The following is a 14227-nucleotide window of genomic DNA, read 5'->3' as shown; positions in this document are numbered from 1 at the left end:
GAGACCGCAATCTAAAATTGCGGTCTCTTAAACGCTAAAGATAAGAAATCAGGCAATACCCGTCGTCACCCTAAAGGTCCGTGTTTGCTGAGGTTCTAGCTCGAGCAAAGTACCGTTACGTTCTGCAGCAAGATATCCTTCCGGGCGACAAGTGGCAGGCAAGGCAAAGGCCGCGACTTGCTGGTCGCCGTTATAGAGGATCCAGCGCGTTACATAGTTCAGTTCTTCACTCGAGAATCGAGTAACAAAGGTCGTGCCATCGGGCGCAACCATACTGAACTCTGGCTTATCGGTCCAGGTATCTAGCTTGTCAGCAAAAAAGACTATCTCCGGGTCGTAAAACTCAGGCTGATTCAAGGTATCTGCGTGAGCTTCTCCCTGTAGAATTCGCTGATTAAATGCCAGCCACTGCTCCGTCGGCTTCACGTGGGCCGGAATTGACTCACGGAGTTTCAGCGCCTCGTCAGGAATGTTCTGCTTGAAAGTCGCATCGGCTACATAAGCGTAATTCATATGGCACATATACTGTAGCGGCATGACAACGGATGCCAGATTCTTCACCGTCATCTGAATATCAAACAGGCTACTGGCTTTATGCATCACCACCTCAGGAGATGCCTGATAGTGATGCCCGAATCCCATCACATATTCATAGCTTCCACCGATACTCAACACATCGCCATCAAGTGTAAGCCAGGCTTCATCCATTGTCGCGCAAGCCATTTCACCATGCAGAGGATGGGTATCTTCCGGGGACGGGCAGCCGTTGGCTAACAGACCGGAGTGGAATGCGAAGCAGCCATAGGTTCCTACTACTTCCGAGGTCGGCTTTGGCTGTTTAAACATATTACGCATTGTCAGATCGTGACCGTCAAACTTCGCATCCCAGATCATCTGCCCCATCCAGGGCAGAATCACTAATTCACCGCGGCTATTTTGTATCCTGACCGCCTCAACACCACTGGCATAACAAAATGCAGTGACCTTAAAGTCTTCATTTTCCAGCAAGATGCGGGGGTATTCACTAAAACCAGCCCGCCAAAGAGGAATACGCGTCGTCATCATTATTCTCCTTAGGATTCTGTCGCTTCAACCAGCGTCTGGCTGACTTTACTTTCACGCCAGAAGTAAATGCCGACAAAGACAAAGCATAGCATTGAGACCAGGAATGAAAGCTGCAGTGAGTGGAACATATCTGCGATATAGCCCTGAACTACAGGCACAACCGCTGCACCGACGATGGCCATCACAATCACTGCACCCGCCATCTCAGTATGTTCATTATCTACGGTATTCAGCGTACCCGCATAAATCGTTGCCCAGCAAGGTCCGAACAATACACTGACCAGGACTGCGACATACACCACACTAAAGTTAGGAACCAGGGCAACATACGCAAGGAATATGGCACCGATAACCGAGTAGGCAATCAGAACTTTTTCGGCATTAAAGCGCGTCATCAAAATGTTGGCGATAAACTTACCAATAAAGAAGCAAGCAAAGCTATACACCATAAAGTTAGAGGCATCGCGTTCGTTAATATCACCTAATTCCAGCGCCAGGCGAATGGTGAATGACCAGACAGCAACCTGCATACCCACATATAAGAACTGAGCGATGACTCCACGACGGAAACGAGAGTTGCTTGCCAGGTAGCGCAGAGTATCCATAGCGGATGGGCGTTTGTGGGTCACAGTCTGCTCAACTTTACAGGCCGGGAAGCGGACCAGCAGGAACAGCACCATCACCACCACTAAAACCATGATCATGTACTTATAAGGCTCGAGTGTATTTTCCAGCATCAGCACTTTAAAATCGTGGAGCTGTTCTGCAGTCATTCCTGCCATCTGCTTCTCCAGACTCTCTCCTTCGGAGAAGACCAGATATTTACCCAGCAGGATGCCTGCGATTGCGCCAATCGGATAAAAAGTCTGGCTGATATTCAGACGCAACGTGGAAGTGGCTTTCGGGCCAATCATCGAGCTATAGGTATTGGCGGCTGTTTCCAGGAAGCTCAGGCCTATGGCTATCGCAAAAATAGCGGCAAGGAACATGGTATAGGTTGCCATATGCGATGCCGGGAAAAAGAGGGTACAACCGACGATATACAGCATTAAGCCAATCAATATCGCCGTTTTATAACTGGTTTTCTTAATCACTAAAGAAGCTGGAATAGCAATTAAAAAATAACCGCCATAAAAGGCACTTTGTACCAGAGCAGAGGCAAAGTTACTTAATTCAAATACACTTTTAAATTGTGTAATAAGAATATCATTGAGTGCCGCTGCACATCCCCATAACGGGAATAAACAGGATAACAAAATAAACTGGAACAGTGGGGTATTATTCAGATAGCCATCAGGCATCTGAATGATTTTTTTATTATTCATAGTGCTACCTTTTATAGTGTTATACCCATTCTTTATCAAGCTGCCCGAAGGCAACTTGAATTATTCAGGGTATATAATGTAGGGTGGACAATTAATTACTCGTTTAATGCGAGATATTCATTAAATTGTTCGATACTCGGATAAGAAGATTGCGTGCCTTTACCCATAACGCTGAATGCGGCAAAGAGTACGGCTTTTTTCATCGCGGCTTCAACATCACCGCCCTGAACATAATAATGTACAAAACAACCAATGAAGGCATCGCCAGCACCACTGGTATCAACAGCATTCACTTTGAATGCAGGAACATGCACTTGCTGGTCGCGAGTCAGCCAGAGAGCCCCTTTTTCACCCATAGTGACAATAATATTATTCAGCCCTTTATCAACTAATGAGCGCGCTGCTGCACAAATATTCTCATAAGTATCAACAGGCATACCGGTTAATATTTCCAGTTCAGTTTCGTTCGGAACAAAGAAATCACATTTACAGGCATAGCTCATATCTAATTCACGTAATGCAGGTGCCGGGTTTAATAACACTTTAATACCGTGTTTCTTACCAAATTCTATTGCGTGATAAACAGTTTCCAGCTGAACTTCAAGCTGTAAAACAATTAGCTGGCATTTTTTCAAATCTTCCGCAGCGCGGTCAATATCTTCCGGAGAAAGGAATTTATTCGCACCTTTAATAATCAAAATACTATTATTTGAACTGGCGTTAACGAATATCGGTGCCACACCGCTGCTGGTGCAAGGGACCTTTTCGACATAGGTAGTATTGATACCCCAGGACTCCAGATTACGAATGGTGTTATCGGCAAAAATATCGTCGCCAACTTTGGTCAGCATCAGTACCTTAGAATTAAGCTTTGCAGCAGCAACGGCCTGATTCGCACCTTTTCCGCCGCAGCCGATTTTGAATGCTGGCGCTTCCAGCGTTTCACCTTCTTTAGGCATCTGGTTGATATAGGTAATGAGATCAACCATGTTGGAGCCGATAACCGCGATATCCATTTTACTACCTCTCGAAAACTGCCACACGAAAATGATATTTTAGTAACATTATCATGTTTCAAAAGTATCATTTGTGACTGTGATCGCGACTTCAGAATCATTTTTGTTATTTTGTTGTTAACAAAAAAGTGACTAAAAGAACATATAAAAACCAAGAGAAAACAACACAATCAACTGAAATATAACTAATTATATTAATAATAACGTGAGCGATAGCACTATTAATTTCTGGTATCCCGCAGTATAGTAATGTTCTAAAAAACACAAAATGTAACCCTGGTAACAGGAACAAACAGTATTGCGTAGAGGAAAAGGATGAATGGAGACTAAGAAAAAAGAACGGATCCGGCGTCTGATGGAGCTACTGAAAAAAACCGACCGCATTCATCTCAAAGAAGCAGCCCGGATGCTAGAAGTCTCCGTAATGACGATTCGACGCGATTTCAGCCAGGATGATGAGCCATTACCGCTGACGTTACTTGGCGGCTATATTGTGATGGTCAATAAACCAGCTCCGCTGAATCAGACACCAAATGTTAACCGCAAACTCCATCACCAGAATGATTTACCTATAGCCATTCTTGCCGCTGGGCTGGTCAGTGAAAACGATCTGATCTTTTTTGACAATGGCCCGGAAATGCCGCTGGTTATCAGTATGATCCCGGACGACATTACCTTTACTGGTATTTGCTACTCACACCGGGTCTTTGTCGCGCTAAATGAAAAACCCAACGCAACACCGATTCTCTGCGGCGGAACCTACCGCGCCAAAAGTGACGCTTTCTATGATGCGAATAACCCGTCAGCGTTAGACTCACTTAACCCACGCAAAGTGTTTATCTCCGCCAGCGGTGTTCATAAAAACTTCGGTGTTAGCTGGTTTAACCCCGACGATCTGGCTACCAAACATAAAGCCATGGATCGCGGGTTACGTAAAATTCTGCTGGCACGCCATGCCCTGTTTGACGAAGTCGCCCCCGCCAGTATGGGTCCGTTGTCAAAATTTGACGTACTGATCAGCGACTGCCCGCTGGAAGAAGATTATCTCACCTATTGTCGGAATGGCTCAGTGAAGGTTATTACGCCGGATTCGGAAGAGAATTAACCCGCTAATGAATTTATTCTGGCGAGAGAAAATAGCATCCTGAGATATATTTTTTAGCGTTGGAGGAGCCATCATGATAAGTCACAATGGCTCTAAGAAAGTGCATAACTCATTTAGTTAGAAATTATAATCTATCATCATTTTATACTCTGTTGAGAGTGATTTCCCGTTAGTAGCCCAATTTCCACTTTGCTTCAAATCAGTACCGGTAACTTCTCCTGATAGGGTAAATCGATGGGTAACAGGATAATTAGCTGAAAGTTTTATAAATTTATAACGCGTATTTTGAAATGTTTCTGAGATATTTTGACGGGCGTTGTACTTACTATAATGTCCATACCCACCACTAAACGTAGTCGATAATTTACCCCAGTTGTGCCATACCCCAGCAGAAGTAGTCCACTCCTTATTTTTAATATCCCCCCATTGTTCGCGTTCGAGTCGGCCTGAAGAGAACAAATTTCTGAACCAGACCCCTGTTGAATCATTAATAATATACTGGGCACCAGGCTCAAACTGGAATGAGTTTACATCTCTGTCATTCTGCGAGCCCCCGCTGCGTCTATGGTCTGTTTGCTGATAAGCATAACCAAAAATAGATACACGTTTGGTGATCTGTAAGTCGGCAAATATTTTTGCGCGTGCCTGCCAGCGATCGTCCAGGGAGACACTGCCTCCCATAACATCCCAGCCATAGCGTAATTGCTTATAGAAAGATTCATGCCCGAGGATAACTTGAGTCCATTGATCCTGGCTGATGTACGTCTGGCTTTCCCAGCTACCGTCATAATTTGTTTTTCGACCACTGGTGAAGGCCAGATACCAGTCAGGCAAGGCGTCAGAACGCATGACACCCTGAACAAAGGTAAACGTATCGCTGCCATCATGCTGATGACTGTGACGCCAGTTATTATCTTTAATCGCATATTTAACTTTCAAAACACCATGCACCTTACCCCCATTTGGATTAGAGGAACGCGCAGAAGTCCACATCACACTCTCATCAATATATGACCAAGGATCGACCGCAACCACATGACCTGCATTATCTTTAATAATGCTCATACTCGCTGCTGCCATGCCAGGAGAAAGTAATAAAGTCATAAAAGCAGAAGTAATATACTTTTTCATAACACTCTCCTGTTAAGGCATTTTTTTAAGGGTGAAGGATGACTGAATACTATCTCCGGCCGGTAAACTAACGCTCCAGGGTTTGCCTGGCATATTGTACATTCTGGTCGTGAAGGCTTTACGATTATCGATATAAAAGACTGCGATAGAGTTTTCATAAATAACTTTAAGGTCTACTTTGTCACCCAACGGGATATCTATCCAGGACTCTGCCTTGGACTTATTGATTCCATTTAATTCTGTATTAAAGAAATAGATTTTATTTTTTTTCTTATTAAAGACCAGATTAGGATAAGCAAGACCAGGGTTTCCAGCATTAACACCAAAACTGATTATCATTCCGTCAGAAGGAAGCGCGACGGTCCCCGTTATAACCCCCTTGTCTGGTAATGGTGCATAAATATCAGACTTTAATTGACCAAAACTGAAGTCGCTCTCGACGGTCTTAATGCTTTTTAACGTCTGGATATCACTCTGACTCTCAGCAATTTTCGCCTCTATTTCCTGAGGAATAACGCTTTTTAATTGGCCATTTTTTTCAGCGATCAATTCATGAACAACTAAATTTCCAGCCCAGTCAATATTACCTTTATCACTATTTCCAGATTTTGTCGGCACCCAGCCAAACATGAACAGTCGATCATCTTTTAAGGTCATTTTCCCAGCATAGAAACCTGCGCTATCAACAGCAAAATCATCCAGTTTATGCCATGGGCCTTCTGGTTTATCCGCCACGCGGTACTGAGTTAAACGCAGAGGCCACTGATCGCTAAAGGTCAGATACCAGCGTCCATTGAAATAGACTAATGTAGGACATTCTAAATTTGAGTCAGGGGCTATGGTATCGTTATCGAAAAATATCCCTTGGTCCTGCCAGTGCTTAAGATCTTTAGAACTATAACGCGCAATAATGCCCCGCCCATTGCTACGGGTCGTTATCAGCATCCAGTACTCCTGACGCTCCGGGATCCAGACAACGTGAGGATCCCGAAAATCATTACCTCGGTAATTTTTACCCGGCAAGAGGGTATCTTCAGGATGCTTAGTCCAGCTAAGTTTATCTTTACTGGTGGCATGCATAACAGATTCTACCGGGAAAACGTTTTGGTTATGTGCGGTATACCATGCATGCCAGGTGTCCCCCACCTTAATGATGGAACCTGTACCAATTAAAAGCTCAGGATCATCAACGTCATTAATATAAGGAATGACTTCTGAATGATTTTTATAATCATATAAATCATTGCTTGATAATAGATGAATAGCATGAACGCCTAAATCACCTCCACCTCGAATATCATTCAGGTAAAAAACATTAAATTCACCCTCATCATAATTTGGCATGGGATCGCCAATAAAAGAGCCATCAACCCTAGGGAAAAAGCTTTTAATCGCGGTTATTTTTTTATTTTCTAACGTTTCTTTGCCCATCTGGGCATAGGAAGCGTGGGTTAATATACATGAGCTTAATGCTACTAACAGAATATGAGAAAGTATCTTTTTCATATTATTTCCTTAATTTAGAAATTATAGACGACGCCGATAATAGTAAATGGACTCCAGAAAGAACCTTTTTGCGCCCAATCACCATCCTCTTTACCGAAAGTAGCCTTAAACTCACCATATAATCTTAAATCGTCAATAATAGGATAACTTAGTGTCCCACCTATATATTTATAACGACTATTATAAAAGAGAATACTTGCATCACTCGCATTGGTTGTTTTTTTCTGACCGATACCTAAATAGACAGATGATAACAGTGGATACCAGTTACGCCACATACCCATGCTCGCTTTCCATTCCTGCTCCACAATATCGCCCCAATTCTCCCTTCCCTGACGTTTGTAAGAATAGAAAGGACGGAGGTAGATCCCCGTATCTGGATTAACCCGATATTGTAGAACAGGCTCTGTCTCAAGAATCTGCTGGGATAAATCATTATTTCCTGGCTGGCTATTTTGCGGTTGGTCTTCGCCAAATATATACCCTGCCACACTCCACTTACTCGATATCCGTAAATCCTGCCAGAGTTTAAGGCGATATTTCCAGCGTTTCGTTCCGGTCTCAGAACCGCCCATCAGTTCGGTACCGATATTTCCACGCCAGGTTTCAAATATATGACCAACAAATATTTCGTTAATGGTATTCGAACCACTATAGTCTTGGTTCGTGTACATTCCTTTATAATTATCTTCTCGGGCATTATAAAACCCAAAATACCAGTTAGGTAATTCATCATGCCTGAGAAAGGCTTGTATCGTAGCTAGCTTGAACTTACCACTATTTTTAGCATTATCACTGCGCCGATTATCCTCAATTTCTATTTGAGATCCTATATTGCCATGGAGGCCACCGGCATCCATATTATTACCAATGTTATCCCAGTGTACCGGAAGCTCATTCTGCCTGAGACGCAGCACACTCACTTGATTCTCAGGTTTTTCCTTTTGCACAGTGACTGCTGTTGCAGCAGGAGCACTTATCACATCATCGACTTTATCCTCGGGCAATGCCGGCTTCATGGTAACGGGCTGCTGCTGGCTCACTACCGCGACATCAGGATTAGTTTTAGCCTGAGGTACGCTGACGTTAGCATTATTATCAAAATAACTTTGATAATGTCTGGTATAGACCGAATTATCACTGTATGCAAAGGAAGAAAAAACCGAAAGAATAAGTAGCATTTTTTTATTCTTATGCTTACTTACCCTCTGTGATTTTAAATATAAAAAACTAGAATAACTCGCTATTCTATTCATTTTATAGTTCTCATCAAAGGTGCGCGATCGCACCTGTTAATTTATAAATTAATTGATATAAAGTTAACTAAACTTGAGCTATTCCTTTATAGTCCAACACTCTAAATTAGTTAATAAAGCCTGACCATGATGAGCAAACAAAGTAATGTCAGTTTGTTTTTCATCAGGGTAAATTCGACTACTCAAACAATACTCACCATTATTAACAAATACTTCTACCGATGAACGATCGATAAATATTTGTAGCGATAACAACTCTGAATCTAAGAGTGGAATACTTCTCGTACCTTCAATTTTAAATTTCGGATAGCTACGTTCAATGAATAAGCGGTTGGACTGACTATCAACATAAATACTCAAACCGTTTGCCAGTGAAATACCGTATTTTTCAGCTCCGGATGCAACAAGATCCCATGATAATTGTAATTCGAAAGCATCACTCTGAAGTGCCATGCTTTGTTTCTCACTGTTCAGTACGGTCTTGCCTTGAATACGGTGATCGGTACGCAAAGATGCCAGTTCTGATATCGGTTTACTCAACAGACGATTATTTTTATCAAGAACAAGTTCACGAGGCACAGAAAGTAACCCAGACCAACCATCCTGCTGCTCTGGCATGGCTGATTCCCACATATTAAGCCAGCCAATAACGATACGCCTACCATCAGGCGCTTGAAGGCTCTGCGGAGCATAAAAATCATGCCCGTGGTCTATTTCTTTAAAATCATTATCGTGAATAAAGGGCTGGCCAGGGGCCCAGTCACCAATCAAGTATCCGCTTTGGAATAAGTTACGGTTGTTATAGCCATCAGCAGCAATACCCTGAGGCGAAAACATAAGAACGTATTTATCACCTAGTTTAAAGAAGTCAGGACATTCCCACATATAGCCCATACCGGGCTCGGACTGTGCCAAAATCCCTTCATCTTGCCACTGATACAGGTCTGATGAACGATAGAGACGTACTTGGCCACAGTCACCTACACGAGCACCGACGACCATATACCAGCTATCATCCTCTCGCCATACTTTAGGATCACGGAAATGATGCAGACCCTGTGGCGTATCAATGATTATCCCTTGTCGCTCAAAGATAATACCGTCTGTACTTCTGGCCATGCACTGAACCTGCAACAGTGCATCATCCTCTCTGGAATCACCTTCAAACTTATGTCCGGTATAGATAAGAGCAAGGGTATTACCGTCAACAACAGCAGAGCCAGAAAAACAGCCGTCTTTATCCTCCGGACCTTCTGGTGCCAGCGCAACCGGTAGCGTCTCCCAGTGAACTAAGTCTTTACTACGGACATGCCCCCAGTGCATAGGCCCCCAGTGGGTAGAATAGGGATGGAACTGATAAAAGACATGGTACCACCCATCAAACCAGACTAAACCGTTGGGGTCATTTATCCAGCCAGCCGGAGCCGCAATATGAAAGACCGGATACCATCTTTTATCGACGTTATGTTTATTTTTCTCTACGGCCGCTTCTGCCTGCTGCAATAATGAAGTCATAAAATAGTCCTGGTAAATTTATACGGGTTTAGCTTGCGTGACAGACTGCTCAGGGGAAGCTTGAGCTGAACGCAAAAGAAAGATTGAAATAAATGTCGTAGTGAACACCATCGAGCCCATAATCAAATAGGACTGAGCAAAACCGAATGTCTCATAGCTCCACCCTGCAATAGGCGATAGCAAGGTACCAATAATTGAACTGGTACAGGCAAAACCGACTAAATAAAGCGTTGAAGATAATCGTTTATCAAAATTCAAATTGTTGTATTTGAAAATAGAGATAAGAAGAACAGGCAGTTCAACAGCATGTAATAGCTTAGTTATCGAAATGAGTAATGGACCTTCGACTAGTCCAGAAGAAATAATGCGTATTGCCATGACCATACCAGCAAAAATTAATCCATTTTTAGCCCCAATACGGTTAACAAACCATGGAGCGCAGAACATACCCGCGGCTTCTAAAAAAACCTGAAATGAATTCAGGTAGCCAAACATCGCATTACCTTCTTTCAGGGTAGGAAACTGTGAAGAAAAATAGACAGGAAACTGTTGGTCGTAAACACCATATATACAGGTTCCGACAAAGAAAAAAACTAAGGCCCAAAAACGAGGAAGCGTTAATAGAGAGAAAGCATCTTCGATTGAAATTTTACTGTGTTGAGTATTTAAAGATGCAGCATCAGTAGAATACTTCACGTTCAGTTTTGTCAGTAAAAAGAAAAATATTAATCCGGATACTGAGGCAGCATAAAAATTTAAGCGTGGATCAATATTAAATAATAGTCCGGCAAAAAATGTTGCCGCAGCCCAACCCAGCGACCCCCACATTCTTGCTCGGCCAAATTCAAAATTACTATTTCGTGCTGCCCTGTCGGTATAGGTTTCCAGGACACCGATACCACCGTTAAAGGTAAGGCCAATAAATAACCCGCCAAATATGCTACCTAAGATAATGTTTATTTTAAGTAAATACCCAAAAAACAAATAAGCAGGGCCCGATAATATCAATAGCATTGCGACAAACCAGAGCAGGTTTTTACGCAATCCCAATTTATCCTGAATGAATCCATAAAAAATTTGTGCAAAAAAAGCTGATATCGACAGTACCGAAAAAATAATTCCGGTATCAGTAGGCTTAAGACCTATTTCCTGACTTAACCAAATTGACAGTAAAGAACTTGAGGAGGACCAAGTTACAAAGAAAAAAAACAGAAGTGCACTTAAAAGAAAATAAGCATGCGAAGCACGTTCCTTTTTCATGTCATATACCTGAAGTGTTATTTTTTTCAGAGTTAACGTTAACTTCTTCCGATCGTCATCCTTTTCTTGGTTTTTTTTAGATGTTAATCATAAAAGTTAACGTTAACATGGGTGGATTGTGATCCGCCTCAAATTTTTTCTGAAATTTTTTTTAGCCCCGAAGAAGGGATGTTATTAGGTAGCTATATCAACAATGAGGAGTTATCTGGATGTCGTCTCTGAAAGCTGTTGCTCAGCTTGCTAATGTTTCTCTTATGACCGTTTCTCGTGCCATTAATACACCAGAGAAACTCAATCCTGATACCTTAGTTAAGGTACAGTTAGCAATTAAACAGCTTAATTATGTTCCTAATATCTCTGCATTGAAGATAAGAGGAGCCAGAGCTACGCCGAATTCGATTGGCGTTCTGGCATTAGATACGGTAACCACTCCATTTTCTGTTGATATTACCCTGGCGATTGAAGAGACTGCGCGGGCGCATGGCTGGCACAGTTTTGTTATCAACATGCTGAAGCATGATGACCCAGAGGACATAACCAAGCTGCTTTTATCCCACAGACCCTCAGGAATAATCTATACCACCATGGGATTACGCAAAGTAAAGGTCCCGACGACACTACTAAACTATCCCTGTGTCCTGGCTAACTGTGAAAGTGATAATGTAAAATTAGCCAGCTATATTCCAGATGACAGACAGGGGCAATATGATGCAGTACAAGCCCTTATCAAAGCAGGATACAGAAAACCTCTATGCCTGCATCTTCCCTATGGACTGGTCGCCAGTAACCGTCGCAGAAAAGGGCTTGAACAAGCATTTCGTGAAAATAATATTGATCCCGACACACTGACACATATTTATATAGAAGATGGTGACATCTACTATTTGGATATCCCAAAAAAAATAATATCTAATATTATCGATGGTAAATCATCATTCGACTCTATTATTTGTTGTAATGACCGAATGGCTTTTGTCGTTTATCAAACATTATTATCACATAATATCAAGATCCCTGATGATATTGCTGTCGTTGGCTATGACAACATGGTTGGAGTAGGTAATCTTTTTATTCCTGCATTATCAACCGTTCAACTCCCTCATTATGAAATTGGCCGCATGAGTGCTCTTCATATCATCAACTCTGAACAACATACAGAGACTATAAAAATCAACAGTGATTATTTAGCTCGTGACTCACTGTAATAGCCAATAGGAACAGAAAATATACTCTGATGGCTAGCATCCTCCCGACTGTATACCGTCGGGAGGATGCTAGCCCACCTGGAAATACACAACCAAAATATATCATATACACAAAATCCCTCATTAAAAATAGAAAATACACTAGCGTTTTTTTATAGATATTTTTTATTAGTAGTTAATACTCTATAGCCGTGATCAATGATTCCCACTTAGACTTCGCGGTTAAAAAATGAACTCATAATATAAGTTATATGGCTTTTTTGTCGGACTGACGGTTACTATAATGATAACCTGTGATACGTTAGTTTATAAAGTTTTTGATATCTATCAGTTTAAAATAACGGCTAGCGGAATAATATTTTCTCTCTGTTTTCTTATATCGACCATACTGGCAGAAGTCTATGGTTACCGTATGGCAGCCTTACTATTAACATCCTATCCTATTAGCCTGTCTGGAAAATACAGTTTAAATCAGCTTATCAATATCATATCTACTACTTGGTCATACAAGGTAATAATATCAATAATACTCCTTCCTATTGCTATATGGTTGGTCTCTATTGTAAAAAAAATAGAAAAAACCGATCATTATGACTGGGACGAGTCATACAATCCGATGAAAGTATTTAACAATAAAAAATAAGGTATCTTTTAAATGCGTATTCTTCAGCTTACAGATCTACACTTATCATCAGATAATAACAGCCAGTATGACAATCACTTCACCGCTGCCATCAACTTTATCAAACAACGAAAAACAGAATTAAAGATAGATTTTATTGTCGTTACGGGTGATATCTCGCATGAAGGACAAGCCAGCTCTTATCGGTTCTTTTTTGATGAAATAGATAAGCTGGACCTACCTTATTCGATAATAGGGGGTAATCATGATAATAATGAAACATTACAATCCTGCTCATCAGGTCGTAACAAACTCAAGAATATTGAACATTTTTCCAATAGTGTATGGCGCTTGTACAGCCTTGATACTGTAGTCACAGGTGAAGATTTTGGTGTTATCTTGGATAGTGAGATTTTACGCTTAACCACTGCACTCGCGGCAGTAAAAGATCAGAAAATAGCCTTATTTATGCATCACCATCCGCTCTCAGTAGGCACTCCGCTGGTCGATTCCTGCAAATTACTTAACCCGGAAGCTTTACTCAAACTCTGTCAGGATTATCCCATTCATTTCTTAGGAACCGGACATGCGCATACTCTGAGTCAGCAGAAATTAGGGCATACCCTTATCTCCGTCGCCCCAGCGTTAAGTTCACAGTGGGTAAACGGAACCAGTGAAGTGAAGAACATTATGGCCAGTGGCTTTAATATTATTTCTCTCACTGACAGGGTTTATACGGAAACGCATTTTATTTAATTTAACGGTTACTGCTGATAATCCGGGAATCTGCCACTAGTCTCATGCAACCTCGACCTATTACGACCTGAATACAGTGGCGATTAACCTACCGGTCAGATCTTTTTCTGTCAGTTATCCAGATATATAATTTAAATACAGGATTATAAACAGAATGATATTAATACAAAAAGTCAACTGAATAAATTAGTTTGTGTTTTCGCTCTTACCACATTTAATTTATCGTCGTTTTCTTATAGTTTACAATCAACCATTAATAATACATTACCATTCAAGTAATAAGAATTATTTTCTGTCGAGCTATTTTAACTAAAAAATAATTTATTTAATTATATGATTAACCTCTCAGAATAAAAAATCAATTTGAGGTAACTCAGCCCCCAAAATCATGCTACCTGATACAGAAAATTCTTAATAAAGAGATAGAGTAACTATGTCGTGGGAATATTTTTAATAACGCATTAA

The 14227-nt window shown here is 41.4% G+C and carries 11 protein-coding genes; 3 read left to right on the top strand and 8 right to left on the bottom strand.

All coding sequences use genetic code 11. The annotated features are described in order from the left end of the window. Positions 1-48: 48 nt before the first annotated feature. From M2387_RS15500 to rbsK, 3 genes are all read right to left on the bottom strand, one after another. A complete protein-coding gene (locus M2387_RS15500) occupies positions 49-1062 on the bottom strand; it encodes an aldose 1-epimerase family protein (protein ID WP_259051143.1) in 1014 nt (337 codons plus the stop codon). 11 nt (positions 1063-1073) lie between these two features. Beyond that, on the bottom strand, positions 1074-2390 hold the full coding sequence (gene fucP, locus M2387_RS15495) for an L-fucose:H+ symporter permease (RefSeq protein ID WP_259050675.1): 1317 nt from the start codon (positions 2388-2390) through the stop codon (positions 1074-1076). Positions 2391-2485: 95 nt separating this feature from the next. After that, positions 2486-3406 (bottom strand): ribokinase, encoded by a 921-nt coding sequence (rbsK, locus tag M2387_RS15490; RefSeq protein ID WP_259050673.1) that lies wholly within the window; start codon positions 3404-3406, stop codon positions 2486-2488. Positions 3407-3725: 319 nt separating this feature from the next. Between rbsK and M2387_RS15485 the strand changes: the two genes are divergently transcribed. Next, positions 3726-4511, top strand: a complete 786-nt coding sequence (locus M2387_RS15485; RefSeq protein ID WP_259050671.1) for a DeoR family transcriptional regulator — start codon at positions 3726-3728, stop codon at positions 4509-4511. Positions 4512-4628: 117 nt separating this feature from the next. Here the strand turns inward: M2387_RS15485 and M2387_RS15480 are convergent, their stop codons facing one another. The 5 genes from M2387_RS15480 to M2387_RS15460 all read right to left on the bottom strand — a co-directional run bounded on the left by M2387_RS15480 (position 4629) and on the right by M2387_RS15460 (position 11179). Beyond that, positions 4629-5642, bottom strand: a complete 1014-nt coding sequence (locus tag M2387_RS15480; RefSeq protein WP_259050669.1) for an OmpG porin family protein — start codon at positions 5640-5642, stop codon at positions 4629-4631. A gap of 12 nt (positions 5643-5654) precedes the next feature. After that, complete coding sequence (locus M2387_RS15475) at positions 5655-7148, bottom strand: glycoside hydrolase family 32 protein (protein WP_259050667.1); 1494 nt, start codon at positions 7146-7148, stop codon at positions 5655-5657. A gap of 14 nt (positions 7149-7162) precedes the next feature. After that, positions 7163-8404 carry an OmpG porin family protein gene (locus M2387_RS15470; protein WP_259050665.1) on the bottom strand — a complete coding sequence of 414 codons (1242 nt, stop codon included), beginning with the start codon at positions 8402-8404 and terminating at the stop codon, positions 7163-7165. A gap of 78 nt (positions 8405-8482) precedes the next feature. Then, positions 8483-9919, bottom strand: a complete 1437-nt coding sequence (locus tag M2387_RS15465; RefSeq protein WP_259050663.1) for a glycoside hydrolase family 32 protein — start codon at positions 9917-9919, stop codon at positions 8483-8485. Positions 9920-9937: 18 nt separating this feature from the next. Next, positions 9938-11179 (bottom strand): oligosaccharide MFS transporter, encoded by a 1242-nt coding sequence (locus M2387_RS15460; protein WP_259050661.1) that lies wholly within the window; start codon positions 11177-11179, stop codon positions 9938-9940. Between the two features lie 209 nt (positions 11180-11388). Between M2387_RS15460 and M2387_RS15455 the strand changes: the two genes are divergently transcribed. Together M2387_RS15455 and M2387_RS15450 are read left to right on the top strand one after the other, a co-directional pair. Further along, positions 11389-12384 carry a LacI family DNA-binding transcriptional regulator gene (locus M2387_RS15455; protein WP_259050658.1) on the top strand — a complete coding sequence of 332 codons (996 nt, stop codon included), beginning with the start codon at positions 11389-11391 and terminating at the stop codon, positions 12382-12384. 655 nt (positions 12385-13039) lie between these two features. Then, on the top strand, positions 13040-13762 hold the full coding sequence (locus M2387_RS15450; protein WP_259050656.1) for a metallophosphoesterase family protein: 723 nt from the start codon (positions 13040-13042) through the stop codon (positions 13760-13762). Positions 13763-14227 lie beyond the last annotated feature (465 nt).

The sequence above is a fragment of the Klebsiella sp. BIGb0407 genome, from assembly GCF_024807845.1.
Lineage (GTDB): Bacteria > Pseudomonadota > Gammaproteobacteria > Enterobacterales > Enterobacteriaceae > JGM124.
The sequence above is the reverse complement of the archived record's forward strand: the minus strand, read 5'-3'. Positions and strand labels throughout refer to the sequence as shown.